This is a genomic window from Microbacterium sp. STF-2, assembly GCF_034650155.1.
GTDB lineage: Bacteria > Actinomycetota > Actinomycetes > Actinomycetales > Microbacteriaceae > Microbacterium > Microbacterium maritypicum_A.
The window spans coordinates 1,575,557-1,590,900 of record NZ_JARKMW010000001.1; the positions used below are offsets into that span (position 1 = coordinate 1,575,557).

At 67.8% G+C, this 15,344-nt stretch carries 14 protein-coding genes and 1 tRNA gene; 4 read left to right on the forward strand and 11 right to left on the reverse strand.

Annotated elements, in window-relative coordinates:
* Positions 1-142: 142 nt before the first annotated feature.
* Positions 143-230, forward strand: a tRNA-Ser gene (locus tag MicroSTF_RS07490).
* Positions 231-401: 171 nt separating this feature from the next.
* On the opposite strand, the gene MicroSTF_RS07495 is transcribed toward MicroSTF_RS07490, so the two are convergent.
* The 5 genes from MicroSTF_RS07495 to MicroSTF_RS07515 form a co-directional block, all read right to left on the reverse strand.
* Positions 402-1,004 (reverse strand): GNAT family N-acetyltransferase, encoded by a 603-nt coding sequence (locus tag MicroSTF_RS07495; RefSeq protein WP_029258736.1) that lies wholly within the window; start codon positions 1,002-1,004, stop codon positions 402-404.
* Between the two features lie 26 nt (positions 1,005-1,030).
* Positions 1,031-1,660, reverse strand: a complete 630-nt coding sequence (locus MicroSTF_RS07500) for a phosphatase PAP2 family protein (RefSeq protein ID WP_029258737.1) — start codon at positions 1,658-1,660, stop codon at positions 1,031-1,033.
* Positions 1,661-1,691: 31 nt separating this feature from the next.
* Entirely contained in the window at positions 1,692-3,092 is a 1,401-nt protein-coding gene (locus tag MicroSTF_RS07505) for a multidrug effflux MFS transporter (RefSeq protein WP_029258738.1), read from the reverse strand.
* Between the two features lie 158 nt (positions 3,093-3,250).
* Positions 3,251-4,405, reverse strand: coding sequence for a cystathionine gamma-synthase (locus MicroSTF_RS07510; RefSeq protein ID WP_322954568.1), 1,155 nt, complete (start codon positions 4,403-4,405; stop codon positions 3,251-3,253).
* 76 nt (positions 4,406-4,481) lie between these two features.
* Complete coding sequence (locus MicroSTF_RS07515) at positions 4,482-5,858, reverse strand: cystathionine beta-synthase (protein ID WP_029267310.1); 1,377 nt, start codon at positions 5,856-5,858, stop codon at positions 4,482-4,484.
* A gap of 141 nt (positions 5,859-5,999) precedes the next feature.
* Here MicroSTF_RS07515 and MicroSTF_RS07520 point away from each other — a divergent pair, with 141 nt between their 5' ends.
* Entirely contained in the window at positions 6,000-7,007 is a 1,008-nt protein-coding gene (locus MicroSTF_RS07520; RefSeq protein WP_322954570.1) for a glycerophosphodiester phosphodiesterase family protein, read from the forward strand.
* 66 nt (positions 7,008-7,073) lie between these two features.
* Here MicroSTF_RS07520 and MicroSTF_RS07525 read toward each other — a convergent pair whose 3' ends face one another.
* The 3 genes from MicroSTF_RS07525 to MicroSTF_RS07535 form a co-directional block, all read right to left on the reverse strand.
* Positions 7,074-8,036, reverse strand: a complete 963-nt coding sequence (locus tag MicroSTF_RS07525) for a carbohydrate ABC transporter permease (protein WP_021199170.1) — start codon at positions 8,034-8,036, stop codon at positions 7,074-7,076.
* Positions 8,033-9,172, reverse strand: a complete 1,140-nt coding sequence (locus tag MicroSTF_RS07530) for a carbohydrate ABC transporter permease (protein ID WP_029258742.1) — start codon at positions 9,170-9,172, stop codon at positions 8,033-8,035. Before MicroSTF_RS07530 ends, MicroSTF_RS07525 begins: the two co-directional genes overlap by 4 nt.
* A 103-nt stretch (positions 9,173-9,275) precedes the next feature.
* A complete protein-coding gene (locus MicroSTF_RS07535) occupies positions 9,276-10,592 on the reverse strand; it encodes an ABC transporter substrate-binding protein (protein ID WP_021199172.1) in 1,317 nt (438 codons plus the stop codon).
* Between the two features lie 287 nt (positions 10,593-10,879).
* Here MicroSTF_RS07535 and MicroSTF_RS07540 point away from each other — a divergent pair, with 287 nt between their 5' ends.
* Entirely contained in the window at positions 10,880-11,884 is a 1,005-nt protein-coding gene (locus MicroSTF_RS07540; protein ID WP_021199173.1) for a LacI family DNA-binding transcriptional regulator, read from the forward strand.
* Positions 11,885-12,046: 162 nt separating this feature from the next.
* Here MicroSTF_RS07540 and rplL read toward each other — a convergent pair whose 3' ends face one another.
* The 3 genes from rplL to MicroSTF_RS07555 form a co-directional block, all read right to left on the reverse strand.
* Positions 12,047-12,430: a 50S ribosomal protein L7/L12 gene (rplL, locus tag MicroSTF_RS07545; RefSeq protein WP_017829128.1), complete on the reverse strand. Its 384-nt coding sequence runs from the start codon at positions 12,428-12,430 to the stop codon at positions 12,047-12,049.
* A 48-nt stretch (positions 12,431-12,478) separates the two neighbouring features.
* Complete coding sequence (gene rplJ, locus MicroSTF_RS07550) at positions 12,479-12,967, reverse strand: 50S ribosomal protein L10 (protein ID WP_017829129.1); 489 nt, start codon at positions 12,965-12,967, stop codon at positions 12,479-12,481.
* A gap of 382 nt (positions 12,968-13,349) precedes the next feature.
* Positions 13,350-14,189: a hypothetical protein gene (locus MicroSTF_RS07555; RefSeq protein ID WP_322954590.1), complete on the reverse strand. Its 840-nt coding sequence runs from the start codon at positions 14,187-14,189 to the stop codon at positions 13,350-13,352.
* Between the two features lie 472 nt (positions 14,190-14,661).
* Here MicroSTF_RS07555 and MicroSTF_RS07560 point away from each other — a divergent pair, with 472 nt between their 5' ends.
* Positions 14,662-15,342, forward strand: coding sequence for a YqaJ viral recombinase family protein (locus tag MicroSTF_RS07560; RefSeq protein ID WP_029267314.1), 681 nt, complete (start codon positions 14,662-14,664; stop codon positions 15,340-15,342).
* The last annotated feature ends 2 nt before the right edge of the window (positions 15,343-15,344 follow it).

Genomic DNA, 15,344 nt, shown 5'->3' on the forward strand with positions numbered 1-15,344 from the left:
CGAATGCGTCCGTCCTCACATGAGGCTATACAGGTGACGTGTGACGTGCAATATTTCACATCGGTGGACGTTCAGGTCGCGGACCCCAGAGGCCTGTCACGTCGTCGCCCTCGCATCGGATAGGATGGACAGGTTGTTCCCTGGTGACGTGTCCGAGCGGCCGAAGGAGCACGCTTGGAAAGCGTGTGTTGTGCAAGCAACCGCGGGTTCGAATCCCGCCGTCACCGCCAAAAGTGAGAGAGCCTCCGCATCAGCGGGGGCTCTTTCGCTTTTATCGAGCACCGGGGATTCGGGGAGGAGCGAGCGCAGCGAGCACCGGAGTCCCGCCGTCACCGCCAAAAGTGAAAGAGCCTCCGCATCAGCGGGGGCTCTTTCGCTTCGCCCACGCGATCGTTCGGCGTTCAGTCGTCGAAGCGCACGCCGTAGATCTGTCCGCCGGGCTCGGCCGGGAGACGCGTCATCCCGAGCCGTTCGTAGAAGGCGGCGGCTCCGGTGTTGTTCGGATCGATGCCCAGGTGCAGCCCGCGCACTCCGCGTCGGGTCAGCTCGGCGAACAGCGTTTCGATGAGCTGGCGACCGAGCCCCTGACCCTGGGTCTCGGGAAGCAGGTCGATGTGCAGATGGGCCGGGTGATCCGCGACGTTCGGCTCGATGCCGGCGGCGCGGCTGTAGCCGTAGTCGATCATCCGATCCTCCCGCGTGACCACCTCCGCCGGCCGGGGGTGGCGACCCTCGAGCGTCGGCCACCACTCCTCGCGGAACCAGGTGTAGAAGGCATCGGTGTCGTCGGTCGCGACGATGTAGCCGATCGTGCGCTCGTCATCGCTCTCGACCACCCAGGCGAGGTCGGGATGACGCTCGGCATAGGGGACGGCGAAGAGGTCGCCCCACAGCGAGTCGTCGGAGAGGACGCCGGTCGCATCTGCCCCGGCGTCGGCCGTCTTCACGCAGATCTCATACAGTGCGGCACGATCGGTGGGGCGGTACGGACGGATGCGAGACACGACGACTCCTCTGGGGACGGGTCTTCTCAGCCTATCGGCGCCTCGACCGCCGACTTCTTCTGCTGCACCCACGGGAGCAACCAGGCGGCGAGCACCAGCACCACGCCGGCGCCGACCAGGGCGCCGCCGAGGGTGTCGCTGGCCCAGTGCACCGAGAGGAAGGTGCGCGAGAGCGCCATCGCGAGCACCCACGCCGCACCCACGATCGCGACCCAGACGCGCGGGAACAGCACCCAGAGCACGAGGGCGATCGTCGCGGCGTTCGCCGTGTGCCCGGAGGGGAACGAGCCGTAGTCGCTCACCACGAGCATGTCGTCGGGCCGCGCCCGCCCGAAGAGCTGCTTGAGCAGTTGCACGCCGGCGGCACTGGCGGCGAAGCAGAGTGCCGCGAACAGCGCGCCACGCCAGCGCCGTGCGAGCACGAGCGCCAGGATCGCCAGCAGCGGCACCCCGAGGATCGCGACCCAGCCGCCGCCGATCCAGTTCAGAACGAGGGCGAAGTCGACCATCCAGTCCGCGCGGACCCCGGCGATCGTCTCGTTCCACCAGTGGTCGAAGCCCGGAGTCTGCGGGTAGGCGAACACGACCACGGCGCCCAGGACCGTTGCGAGCGCGAGGAGGCCCACTCCCCACCACAGCAGCATGCGCCTGTTCATCGTCCTATTCTGTCGGACGACACCTGAAGACTCAGGGAGCGAGCATCCCGACGGTGCGCGGGCGCACGACGAACCACAGCGACAGGATGCCGATCGCGGCACAGCCGACCATGACGGACGCCATGGTGGTCGCGGTGATCCCGGCGTCGTGCGAGAGCCAGCCGACGACGGGCGAGATGAGCCCGGCGACGCCGAAGTTCGTCGCGCCGATGATGGATGCCGCGGTTCCCGCGGCCTTCCCGTGGCGGTCGAGCGCCAGCACCTGCACGTTCGGGAATGTGAAGCCACAAGCAGTCATGAAGACGAACAGCGGGATCACCGTGCCCCACAGGCCGAGGCCGAGCTGGTCGGTGACGATGATCGCGACGCCGGCGAGCAGCAACACTGCGGTCGAGTAGGCCATGACCCACTGCGGTCCGAAGCGTGCGGCCAAGCGGGAGGCGGTCTGCACGCCGACGACCACGCCGAGCGAGTTCACGGCGAAGAGCAGACCGTACTGCTGTGCATCGAGCCCGTGGGTCACCTGGAACAGGAACGGCGATGCCGACAGGTACGAGAACAGACCGGAGAAGGTCATCCCGCCGATGACGAGCACGCCGAGGAACACCCGGTCCGAGAGCACGGAGCGATATCGCTGCAGCATGGTGGCGCCACCGTGACCCTGGCGCCGGGCGACGGGCAGCGTCTCCGGGATGAACAGGATCGTCGACAGCAGCATGACCACGCCGTAGGCCGCGAGCACGCCGAAGATCCCGCGCCACGGCATGAGCGTGAGCAGCCACGAGCCGATAAGGGGCGCGATGACCGGTGCCACGCCCGAGACCAGAGCGAGGCGGGAGAGCATGACGACCAGTCGACGCCCGCCGAACAGGTCGCGCACGATCGCCATGGCCACCACGCCGCCGGCCGCGGCACCCACTCCCATCAGCACGCGGGCGACGCTGAGCAGCCCGAGGTCCGGTGCGAAGGCCGCCCCGACGCTCGCGAGCACGTGCAGCGCGGTGACGGCGATCAGCGGCACGCGACGACCGACCTTGTCGCTGAGCGGTCCGACCACGAGCTGGCCGAGCGCGAACCCGATCATGGTTCCGGTCAGGGTCAGCTGGATCGCGGCGGCCGTGGTCTGGAAGTCCTGCTCCAGCACCGGGAACGCCGGAAGGTAGAGGTCGATCGTGAAGGGGCCGAGGGCGGTGAGCGCGCCGAGCAGGATGATGTACAGCGTGCGGCGGCCCAGGGAGATGGCATCGCCCGGGTGCAGCATGATCGGCGCGGTGGCGGGGTTCGCGCCGAGGGTGCGAATCGCGCCGGTCGCGGTGGGGATGCGGATGCTCCCCGTCGCGGTGCGCTCGGGCTGCGGGATCCGCGATTCGTCGGCGGCGGAATCCCCCGCCTTCACGACGGGGAGGGAATCAGTGCGGGGAGCGTCGGACACGACGTCCTTCCAGAGTTCAGGGGGTGCAAGGGTCGAATCGATTCGACCGGGGAAGCCCCCATGTTACCGCCGCCACGGCCTCGTCCGCCCGCCCACGCGCAGAGCAGAGATGCACCCCCGCGGATGCGAAGGTGCGTCTCTCACGGCCCGGTGCGACGTCAGCGCGAGATGAGGTCGAGTCCCTGCTCGAGGTCGGCGATCAGGTCGCCCGCGTCTTCGATCCCGACGGAGAGGCGCACGATGTTCTCCGGGACCGCGAGCTCGGTGCCGCGCACGGAGGCGTGCGTCATGTCCGGCGGGTATCCGATGAGCGACTCGACGCCACCGAGCGACTCGGCGAGCTGGAACACCGAGGTGCTCTCGACGAAGGCCCGTGCCGCGTCGGCGCCGGCGGCGAGACCGAGCGACAGCATCCCGCCGAAACCGCTCATCTGCTTCGCGGCGATCTCGTGGCCGGGATGCGAGGCCAGTCCCGGGAAGTAGACCTGCGCGAACTCCGGCCGATCCTGCGCCCACTCGGCGATGGCCTGCGCGTTCTCGGAGTGCTGCCGCATCCGCAGCGCCAGGGTCTTGATGCCGCGGGTCGTCAGCCAGGCGTCCAGCGGGGCGGAGACCGCTCCGACCGCGAACTGCTGGAACTTGACCTGATCGAAGAACCGATCATCGCCGAACACGACCGCGCCGCCGAGCACATCCGAGTGCCCGCCCAGGTACTTGGTCGTGGAGTGGACCACCAGGTCGGCGCCGAGCGCGAGCGGCTGCTGCAGCGCCGGCGAGGCGAAGGTGTTGTCCACGACCACGATCAGGCCGGCCGCGTGCGCGATCTCGGCGATCAGAGCGATGTCGACGATCTTCAGGAGCGGATTGCTGGGCGTCTCCAGCCACACGATCTTCGTCTCGGGACGGATCGCCGCGCGGAGCGCATCCACGTCGGAGAGCTCGACCGTCGTGGTCTCGATCCCCCACGGTGCGAGGACCCGGGTGAGCAGCCGGTAGGTGCCGCCGTACACGTCGTTGCCGAGCAGGATGTGGTCGCCGGGCTTGAGGATGCCACGCAGCAGCGCATCCTCCGCGGCGAGTCCCGACGCGAACGAGAGCGCGCTCGCGCCCCCTTCGAGGGCCGCGAGCTGGGTCTCGAGCGAGGAGCGCGTGGGGTTGCCCGCACGGTTGTACTCGTAGCCCGCACGCAGGCCGCCGACGCTGTCCTGCACATGCGTCGAGGACTGGTAGATCGGCGGGATGATCGCTCCCGTGACGGGGTCGGGCGCTTGTCCTGCGTGGATGGCTCGGGTGGCGAAGGCGTGATCGGACATGTGTCTCAGCCTACGTCCGCCCCTGCGGGGAGGGCCTCCTGGTTACGCCCCGGGTCGGCCGAGCTCTCGGTGTCTCTCAGCGCGACAGATACGCCAGCAGGTCCTGACGGGTGAGCACGGTGTGCGGCTTGCCGTCTTCGGTCACCAGCAGCGCGTCGGCATCGGCGAGCGCGGCCTTGGCCTGTGCGACGGAGGTGTGGATGCCGACGAGCGGGAGCCTCTCCCCCACGTGCGCGCCCACGGCATCGGTCGCGTTCGCCTCACCGCGGAACAGCAGGTCGAGCAGCCCCTTCTCGTCGACCGTGCCGACCACCTCGCCCATCATGACCGGCGGTTCGGCGCTGAGCACGACCAGCTGCGAGACGTCGTACTCGGTCATCATGCCGATGGCCTCGAGCACGGTGTCGGTCGGGTGGGCGTGCACCAGGTCGGGGATGCCGGCGCCCTGCCGCGACGGACGAGCCGCGAGCACGTCGGCGACGGTCTCCCCGTCCTCCAGCTCGCTGAACCCGTAGGAGCGCATCCATCCGTCGTTGAAGATCTTGCCCAGGTAGCCGCGTCCGCCGTCGGGCAGCAGCACGACCATCACGGCGTCCGCCGGCAGGTCACGCGCGACGCGCAGCGCACCGACGACGGCCATGCCACTCGATCCCCCGACGAGGATGCCCTCCTCGCGGGCGAGGCGCCGGGTCATCGCGAACGCCTCGGCATCGCCGACAGCGACGATCTCGTGCGGCACCGTGGGATCGTACGCACCGGGCCAGATGTCCTCGCCCACGCCCTCGACGAGGTACGGACGGCCGGTGCCGCCGCTGTACACGCTGCCCTCGGGGTCGACCCCGACGATCCGCACCCGCCCTTCCGAGACCTCGCGCAGATACCGCCCCGTCCCCGTGATCGTTCCGCCCGTGCCCACGCCGGCCACGAAATGCGTGACCTCGCCGTCGGTGTCGCGCCAGATCTCGGGACCCGTGGTCTCGTAGTGGCTGCGCGGACCGTTCGGGTTCTCGTACTGGTTCGGCTTGAAGGCTCCGGGGATCTCGCGGGTCAACCGGTCGCTCACGCTGTAGTACGACTCCGGGCTGTCGGGGGCGACCGAAGTGGGGGTCACCACGACCTCGGCACCGTAGGCCCGCAGCACGTCGATCTTGTCTTCGCCGACCTTGTCCGGCAGCACGAACACGCACTTGTAGCCCCGTTGCTGGGCGACGAGCGCCAGGCCGACCCCGGTGTTGCCACTGGTGGGCTCGACGATCGTGCCGCCGGGTTTCAGATCGCCGGATGCCTCCGCGGCGTCGATGATCCGCGCGGCGATTCGATCCTTCGAGGAACCGCCGGGGTTCAGGTACTCGAGCTTCACGAGCACCGTGCACGCGACGCCCTCGGTGACGTGCTGCAGCTTCACGAGGGGCGTGTCGCCGACGAGGTCGACGATCGAGTCTGCGTACTTCATGCCTTCAGGGTAGACGCGGCGGTGCCGCGGACGGGGATGTGTTTCGGTGCCGATCGAACCGAGGACCCAAAACGTAAAATGTTACTTTTGCCTGATGGCGGGACAGATTCCAGCGGCGGGCTCACGAAGGAGCAGATCACCATGTTCTCGAAGCAGCATCCATTCTGGACGCGCGTGGCGGGTATCACGACCCTCGGTCTCGTGCTCGGCGTCGCGCCGATGATCGCGGCAGATCGGCCCCCGAAAGTCGGAGCCGGGACAGGCACCGAAACCGGCACCGAAACCGGGACCGACTCCGAAACCGGCTACGGGCAAGAGGCGCCGCTGATCGTGGCTCATCGGGCGGGGACCGCCGACTACCCGGAGAACACCAGGGAGGGCATCCGAGGTTCACTGGAGGACGGCGCTGACGCGCTCTGGATCACCGTCCAGCTCTCTCGCGACGGCGTGCCCGTGCTGTACCGGCCCATCGGCCTCGACGAGAAGACGAACGGGACGGGGACCGTGGCGGAGAAGACCGTCGCAGAACTGACCGCGCTCAACGCCGGATGGAACTTCCGCCCTCGTGGATCGGAAGAGACGCCGTATCGCGACGCCCCGGCCCTTCTCCCGACACTCCGACAGGCTCTGGCGGACATCCCCGCCGACCGCCTGCTGTTCCTCGATCTCAAGCAGGCGGATCCCGTTCCTCTGGCCGACGCGGTCGTCGCCGTTCTCCGCGATGCGGAGCGTACGGAGAACACCGTCATCTACTCCACGGATGCGGCCGCGAGCGGTCGAGCCCGTGACGCCGGCGACGTCCAGGTCGCAGAGGACCGCGATGTCACCCGCAAGCGACTCCTCGACATCGCCCTCGCACACGAGTGCGAGCCGCCGCCCGCGGCCGGAACCTGGATGGCCTTCGAGGATCGCCGCAAGATCACCGTCAGTGAGACCTTCACCTCGGGTACCACGAAGAGCGAGGTGGAAGTCACCCCCTGGGATCGCGAGGCCGTGCGGTGCATCGATCCCACCGACCGTGTGAATCTCATGGCGATCGGAGTCGCGGACGCCGAACGGTATCGAGACCTCGCCCGCGTCGGCGTCGATGCGGTCCTCGTGGACTCGCCCCGCGATGCCGTGAGCTGGAAGTACGGCCACTCCCGCTGACATCGACGACGCCGCGTCGACCTCCTCAGGTCGGCGCGGCGTCGTCGATGAAGCGGATCCGTACCGCTAGCCCTTCGTCGATCCCGCCAGCAGGCCGCGGACGAAGTAGCGCTGCAGTGCGAAGAAGACGATCAGCGGCACGATGATCGACACGAAGGCGCCCGCCGTGAGCAGGTACCAGTCGTTTCCTCTCGTGCCCGTGATCTCGGCCAACAGCTTCGTGATGGGCGCCGCGGCGCCGTCGGCGAACACCAGCGCCACGAGCAGATCGTTCCACACCCACAAGAACTGGAAGATCGCGACAGAAGCGATCGCCGGCATCGTGAGAGGCAGCACCACGCGGAAGAAGATCTGCCCACGGGACGCACCGTCGACGCGCGCGGCCTCGATGATCTCTCCGGGGATCTCCGACATGAAGTTGTGCAGCAGGTAGATCGCCAGGGGGAGAGCGAACATCGAGTGAGCGATCCACACCTGGGCGTAGCCCGAGGAGGCACCGAGCGGGGTCGTGACCTGCAGCCCGAAGAGGTTGATCCCTCGGGAGAACGAGCTCAGCAGTGGCACCAGCGCCATCTGGATCGGCACGATCTGCAGCGCGAACACGAAGATGAACAGCGCGTTGCGCCCCTTGAAGTCGATCCACGCGAACGCATAGGCCGCCATGGACGCGATCATCAGCGGCACGATGGTGGCGGGGATCGTGATCGCGATCGAGTTGACGAACGACTCCAGGATCGTGAGCTGCGTCGTGCCGGACTGGAGCACGTCGACGTAGTTCTCGAGCGTCACCTGCGGGTCGGCGAAGAAGGTCCACCAGCCGGTCGTCTGGATCTGGTCCCTCGGCCGGAACGACGAGATGAACAGCCCGAGCGTCGGAATCGTCCACAGGAACGCGATGACGATGGACGCCACCGACGCCCACGGACGGGACAGGCGCTTGCGGGTGCGACCGGCGGCGCCGTCGAACCCGCCGCCGGTGGTGATCGCGCGCGTGCTGACGGCGGCGTCTGACTTCACGGTGTCGGTCATCGGATCTCCCGCTGCTTCTTGATCTGGCGCGCGTTGTAGATCACGATCGGCAACACCAGGATGAACAGGATGACGGAGAGCGCGGCACTGCGTCCCGCCTCGAACTTCGAGAACTGCGTGTACATCTCGTTCGCGAGGGTCGACGTGCCGTAGTTGCCGGCGGTCATCGTGCGCACGATGTCGAACACCTTCAGCGAGGCGATCGAGATGGTCGTGAGCACCACGATGAGCGCCGGGCGGATCGCAGGGACCGTCACCGAGATGAACCGCTGCCACGCGTTCGCGCCGTCCAGCTCGGCCGCTTCCAGCAGCTCCGCCGGCACGCCCTTGATCGATGCGGACAGCACCACCATCGCGAAACCGGTCTGCACCCAGATCAGCACGACGATCAGGAACAGGTTGTTCCACGGCTCATTGAGCAGCCACTGCTGCGGCGTGCCACCGAACCACACGAGGAGCTGGTTGAGCAGACCGATCTGCTCATACTGCGGGCCACGGTACTCGTAGATGAATCGCCAGATGATGCTCGCCCCGACGAAGGAGATGGCCATCGGCATGAAGACCAGCACCTTGTAGATCTTCTCGCCCCGGGTGCGATCGATGAACACGGCGTACGCGAGGCCGACGATCGTGGAGACCGTCGGAACCAGGAGCACCCAGATGATCGTGTTGATGACGGCGGTGATGCCGTCGGATTGCGTGAAGATCCAGAGGTAGTTCGACAGGCCGACGAACTCCTTCCCCGAGGAGTTCATGAACGACGAGAACATCGTCTGGATCGACGGCAGGACGAGGCCGACGATCAGCAACAGCAGAGCCGGAGCCATGAAGGCCACGAGCTGGATCAGATATCCCGCGCCATCGCGGGAACGGTAGTCGAGCCAGAAGAACAAGGCGCCGACGGCGACGGCGACTCCCATCGCCCAGTAATAGGAGTTGAAGAAGAACATCACCGCGAGAGGGATGAGCAGGCACATCGCCAATCGGACGAACGTGTAGACCTTCCCCCTACGGGGAGCGATGTCCACCAGGAGCAGGATGATCGCCACGACCACCGCGAAGGCGATGACCACGGCGACGGCCTGCAGGACCGGCGGGAGCGAGCCGATCCATTTGAAGAAATTAGTCGCGTTCACGGATTCCCCTTCATCACGCGGACCGGATCATCGACGCACACGTCGGAGTGCGCGCCGTGGGGTCAGAGGGGCCGCCCCGGTGCGGGGCGGCCCCTCCCCTGGATCAGCTGCTCGGCCAGCCGGTCTCGATCTGCGTGAGCACCTCATCGGTCGAGGTGCCGTTGACCCACGCGACCATGCCCTTCCAGAACGTTCCGGCGCCGACGGCACCGGGCATCAGGTCGGACGCGTCGAATCGGAAGGTGGTGTCCGGGTCCTGCAGGATCTTGATGGTCTCCTGGAGGATCGGGTCCTTCGCGTTCGCGGGGTCGAGGCCGTTGTTCGCGGAGGTCACGCCGCCGAGGCTGACGCGACTGTTCGCCCACTCGGGGCTGGACAGGTACGCGAGCACCTTCTGCGTCGCCTCGGAGTCGCTGAACCCGCCGACGATCTCACCGGCACCCGTCACAGCCGTGTCGCCCTCGGTCTCGCCCGGCAGCATGAATGCCCAGACGTCGCCGTCCTCTGCGACCTTCGTGCCGTCGGGGAAGAAGCCCGACAGGAACGAGGCCTGGTGGGTCAGCGCGCACTCGCCGCCCGCGAGCTTCGGAGCGACATCTCCGAACGCGGTGGAGTTGATGGAGCGCACGTCACCGAAGCCGGCGTTGACGTTGGCCGGGTTGAGCAGGATGCCGCCGACCGAGTCGAACGCCTGCTTGATCTGCGGGTCGGTGAACTTGACCTCGTTCGTGACCCACTGGTCGTAGACGTCCGGTCCGGACTGACGCAGCACGTAGTCCTCGATCCAGTCCGTTCCCGGCCAGCCGGTCGCGGTGCCCGATTCGAAGCCGGCGCACCATGCGGGGGTTCCGGTGGTCGCCTGGATCTTCTCGGTGAGGGCGGTCATCTCGTCGAGCGTCTTGGGAACCTCGACGCCCCACTCCTTGAACTTCGCCGGCGAGTACCAGATCCAGCCCTTGACGTTCGCCATCAGCGGGGCGCCGTAGAAGGTGCCGTCGACGGTGCCGTAGTTCACCCAGTCTTCGGTCCAGTACTCGTTGGCGTTCTTCTCGACCTCTTCGGGTGCGGGCTTCAGGTAGTCGCGGTCTGCGAAGTCCTTGAACAGTCCCGGCTGCGGGAAGATCGCGATGTCCGGCGGGTTGCCGCCCTGGGCGCGCGTGCCGAGCTGGGTCTCGAAGTCCTGGCTGCCCTCGTACTTGATCGTGATGCCGTTCTCGTCGGCCCAGTCCTTCCAGGACTCCTGGAGGAGCTTCGCCTCGTCATCGACGATCGTTCCGTAGATGGTGACGGTGGCATCGCCCCCATCGCCGCCGTCGGTGCCCGGTGCCCCTCCGGGAGCCCCGCATCCGGCGAGCGCGATGCCCGCGACCCCCAGCAGGGCGAGCGGCGCGTAACGCCGGGAACGCTGTGACAGAGCCATGTGAATTCTCCTCTTCGAGTACAGGTTCCCGACTGGTGCGACGCCACCCCGGGGCATCGTTAGGGAACCGATTCCAGGCCAACCTACTGGCCATGCGCACCCCCGCACAACACGCTAGGGTCACAAGCTCGCAACCATTCGACGTGCTCGCGCCCCCGACGTGGGAGCGCTCCCTCGCTTCCGCTCTGGAACCGGTTCCTTTTTCGTATGCCGGCGACTACGATTTGACGCGGCGCGCACCCCCGCGTCGGGGCCACGCAGCTGCGTGATCAGGTCGAGGAGGACCGATGAGCACGATCGCGGACGTCGCGTCGCGTGCCGGCGTATCGAAGGCCACCGCCAGTCGCGCCCTGAGCGGCCGTGGGTACGTGTCGGAGACCACCCGGCAGCGCGTCGAGGACGCCGCTCGCGATCTCTCCTATGTCGCCCACTCCTCCGCGACGAGCCTGGCCACCGGGCGCACGCAGACCGTGGGCGTCGTGATGCCGCCTGTGGACCGCTGGTTCTTCGCCGAGCTGCTCGCCGGCGTGCAGGAATCGCTCTTCGCCCTCGACTACGACCTGTCGCTCTACGGCGTGCCGGAAGGGTCGCAGACCAGGGAGCGGCTGTTCGAGAGCGTGCTCCCCGGCCGGCGGTTCGACGGGATCATCGCGGTCGGCATCCAGCCGAGCGCCCGGGAGCTCGAGCGCCTGCAGCAGACCGGGCGGCCGCTCGTGAGCGTCGGACCGTACAGCGAGGGTTCCAGCGCGGTGTCGATCGACGACACGGCCGCCGCGCGCATCGCGACCGAGCACCTCATCGAGCTCGGGCACACCGACATCGCCTTCGTCGGCGGATCGACGGACGCGGCCACGCTGAGCTACGGTGACGCGCAGCGGCTGGAGGGTTATCGCGGCGCATTGCAGGCGGCCGGAATCGCGGCTCATGCGCGCGTCGCCGGCGGGGCTCCGACGATGCCCGGCGGGTACACCGCGGCAGCGGGACTGCTGGGAGACCGACGGCGGAGGCCGACGGCGATCGTGGGAGTGTGCGATGAAGCCGCGATCGGGGCGATCATCGCCGCGCGGCGACTCGGCATCGCCGTGCCGACCGAGCTCAGCGTCGTCGGCATCGACGATCACGAACACGCCGACATGTTCGCGTTGACCACGATCGGACAGTCACCGCGCGACCAGGGACATGAGGCGGTGCGCCTCCTGACGCAGCGGATGGAGCACCCCGACGCACCGCTGGAGCGCATCTATGCGGCGTCGGCCCTCGTCGTGCGCAGCTCGACGGCTCCTCCGCGCTGACTTCGCAGCATGCCGGGATGCAGGCCGGGCCGCGGCCCGGGCTCCTGGGTGCACCGGGAGGACAGCCCCGGGAAGCGTCGGCAACGGCGGAAACCACCCGGAACGCACGAAGGCCCCGGGGCGAACCCGGGGCCTTCGACGAGAAACGCGTGAGCGTCGCGATTACTTGAGGGTAACCGTGGCGCCTGCCTCTTCGAGAGCAGCCTTGGCCTTCTCGGCGGTCTCCTTGTTGGCGCCCTCAAGGACGGCCTTCGGGGCACCGTCGACGACAGCCTTGGCCTCGCCGAGACCCAGCGAGGTGAGCTCGCGGACGGTCTTGATGACCTGGATCTTCTTGTCGCCAGCAGCCTCGAGGATGACGTCGAAGGAGTCCTTCTCTTCCTCAGCCTCAGCAGCGCCTGCGCCACCCGCGGCACCGGCGACGGCGACGGGAGCAGCAGCGGTGACCTCGAACTTCTCCTCGAACGCCTTCACGAACTCGTTGAGCTCGATGAGGGTCAGGCCGGCGAACTGCTCGAGCAGTTCCTCGGTGGAAAGCTTCGCCATGATGTATCTCCTAGATAGATGGGGTTTGTAGACGAGATCGCAGGTCGCTTACGCGGCCTCTGCGGTCTCCAGCTTTTCGCGAAGAGCATCGATGGTGGCGGCAGCCTTGCCCATCGTCGCCTTCATCATGCCCGCAGCCTTCGCCAGCAGAACCTCACGGCTCTCGAGCGCGGCGTACTTGTTGACCTCGTCCGCGGTGAGGGCGTTGCCCTCGAAGATGCCGGACTTGATCACGAGAAGCGGGTTGGCCTTGGCGAAGTCACGCAGAGCCTTGGCGGTGGCGACGAAGTCACCGTGCACGAACGCGACAGCCGACGGACCCTTGAGGTCGTCGTCCAGCGCGGAGATGCCAGCCTTGTTGGCGGCGATCTTGGTCAGCGTGTTCTTCACCACGGCGTACTCAGCGTCCTGACGGATGCTGTTGCGCAGCTCCTTGAGCTGGGCAACCGTCAGACCGCGGTACTCGGTCAGCAGAACGGCAGTCGAGTTCTCGAATGACTTCGTGAGCTCGGCGACCGATGCATCCTTCTGCGCCATGGTCACTCCTTGGTGTGTACGAGGCGCCGCACGGTGGTGAGGCGCCGACCTGGACCACCTGCAAGAGAAAAAGCTCCGGCGCAAGCGCACGGAGCTTTGAGAGTTCGTGGCCTGCGCGGGCCCCTGCTATGCAGAGCTTCGATCGCTGCATGCTTGCGCACACGACGATGACCAGCGGTCTTCGGTTCGACATAACTGTACCCCACCCGCCCCGCTCCCCCAAATCCCCACCCCTCCGCCACCGTCCGTCCTCCGCCCTCCGCCTCTCCGCCCTCCGCCGAGCGCACCGGATCTCAACGAGTGCACGGGTTCCCAGCACGAAGTTGCCGTGCGCTCGGCGAGATCCCGTGCACTCGACGCGACAACCTGGCAGCGGGGCGACTCAGGGTGGGGTGATGTGGAAGGAAGAGAGGCGTGCAGCCAAGGCGGCGGGGGTTGCGATGTGCTCAGACCCCCACCGCGCGAAGCCCCAACGGGTTCGACCCCGGATCCAGTCCTCTCGCTGCTTCTCTGCCAACAGCACCTGCTCGAGCGTGCGCTCCGAGCGCAGCGCTTCATCGAGGTATTTGGTCTTTCCATCGAACTCGCCGAAGCTGCGGACATCGGTAAGCCCGAAGTCGACGAAGTACTGCGTGCCGTCCGGTCCGTCGACCGGAACCTGCAGCTCGGGGTCGGCGAAGCCGAGTCTGCGCAGTTGCAGTCGGCTCACGCTCTCGCCGGGAAGCTGCGCCCGCCCATCGGCGAACTCCGCCACCCACCGTGCCTGACGGATCCCCCGGGCACCTCCGGCCTCGCTCAGCCTCTCGCCGAGTCCACGACGCCACGCGACGACAGCATCCAGGTCCCACTCCCATTGCCGCTCGGCAATCTGCCGCTCCGCCGCATCAGCCGCTGCGACGGCCGCGGCCACCGGCAGCGAGCGGATGAGATCGAAGACCGTTCGCGACAACGACGTGCATCGGATCCCGCCGCGCACTGTGACGTCGGCGGCCGGCAGAGGAGCGACATGACGGAACACATCCGGTGCACTCGAGATGCGCCTCGGCGTCGCCGTCGTCATGTGCACGCGGGCGGGCCGCATCGCGTAGAGCGGCAAACCCCAGAGCACGGCGGCGGACGCGTGCGACATCACGGCTGGCCCCCGTGCGTCGCGCGCCACCGCGATGACATGGGCGTGGTGCCTCTGCTCCGGCCACAGATTCTCCCGAGCAGTCGAAGACATGAACCATCCACGGCGGAAGGCGAAAAGCTCTCCTTCCCGCACCGCAGCGGTGATCCTCCGATCCGTCCATCCGTGTTGGAGGAGGTCTGCGCGCGAGCGAACGAGCTGAGTAAGAGCGGGTGATACGTGCGGCATGCCCCATGGTTGCCTCTCGCCACCCCTCACTTTCCCTCTTTCCCCACCCTCCCCCGCCGTCCCTCCGTTTCCTCGTCCGTTCTGCGAATGTGCAGGAGCACTGGCACGCTCGTCGCGTGCACGGGATGTCGCCGAATGGACGGCGTACTCACGTACAGGTCCCGTGCGCTCGACGAGATGCCGTGCACTCGACGGCGAAACGAGGCAGGGAGCGGCAGGGACGGGGAGGGGGGCGGGGCGGGAGCGGGCGGGGCGAGGGCGGGCGGGGCGGGGGGCAGGGGGCGGGAGGGCGGCGTGTACGGGAGGGAGGGTCGGCGCGCGGGGTTAGGGTCGAAGGGTGACCCCGGAACTCTCTGCACGCATCGTCGCGGACTCCCGCGACCGCGTGGCATGGTTGCGTGCGCGCTCGCGGGGCATCACGGCCACCGACGTGGCAGGTCTCACCTCGGAGAAGTCGATCGCCCGCGCGGCCGACTCCAAGCTCGGCGGCGGACCCCGCTTCGGCGGCAACGCCTACACCGATCATGGTCGACGACGCGAGCCCGAGATCGCGGCATGGGTCGCGGCCACCCATGGCATCCTTCCCTCCTCCGCACTGTTCCGCGCCGAGGTCGAGCACCGGCACCTGGCCACCCCCGACGGCATCGCGGTCGACGCCGACGGACGCGTGAAGCTCGCCGAGATCAAGACCACGAACAAGGCGTTCCGGGGCATCCCGCGCACCTACCTCCGTCAGGTGTGGTGGCAGCAGCACGTGCTCGGCGCCGAGCGGACCCTGTTCGTCTGGGAAGAGCACGTCGACTTCGCCCCGATCCACGATGAGCCGCGCTGCGTGTGGATCGACCGCGACGACCGCGAGATCGCGAAACTCGTCGGCCTCGCCACGGATCTCATCGATGAGCTCTACCGACGCACCACCGGCCAGCAGGTTCCGAGCCGGGTGATGGATGCCGCCGCGAGCCGGCGCGAACAGCTCCGTGAACGCGACGCGTTCCGCGCGCTGGCCCTCGCCGACTGATC

Coding starts and splice junctions, on each gene's coding strand:
- MicroSTF_RS07500 (WP_029258737.1), bottom strand. CDS start 1,660: ATGAACAGGCGCATGCTGCTGTGGTGGGGAGTGGGCCTCCTCGCGCTC.
- MicroSTF_RS07510 (WP_322954568.1), bottom strand. CDS start 4,405: ATGTCCGATCACGCCTTCGCCACCCGAGCCATCCACGCAGGACAAGCG.
- MicroSTF_RS07515 (WP_029267310.1), bottom strand. CDS start 5,858: ATGAAGTACGCAGACTCGATCGTCGACCTCGTCGGCGACACGCCCCTC.
- MicroSTF_RS07520 (WP_322954570.1), top strand. CDS start 6,000: ATGTTCTCGAAGCAGCATCCATTCTGGACGCGCGTGGCGGGTATCACG.
- MicroSTF_RS07525 (WP_021199170.1), bottom strand. CDS start 8,036: ATGACCGACACCGTGAAGTCAGACGCCGCCGTCAGCACGCGCGCGATC.
- MicroSTF_RS07535 (WP_021199172.1), bottom strand. CDS start 10,592: ATGGCTCTGTCACAGCGTTCCCGGCGTTACGCGCCGCTCGCCCTGCTG.
- MicroSTF_RS07540 (WP_021199173.1), top strand. CDS start 10,880: ATGAGCACGATCGCGGACGTCGCGTCGCGTGCCGGCGTATCGAAGGCC.
- rplL (WP_017829128.1), bottom strand. CDS start 12,430: ATGGCGAAGCTTTCCACCGAGGAACTGCTCGAGCAGTTCGCCGGCCTG.
- rplJ (WP_017829129.1), bottom strand. CDS start 12,967: ATGGCGCAGAAGGATGCATCGGTCGCCGAGCTCACGAAGTCATTCGAG.
- MicroSTF_RS07555 (WP_322954590.1), bottom strand. CDS start 14,189: ATGTCTTCGACTGCTCGGGAGAATCTGTGGCCGGAGCAGAGGCACCAC.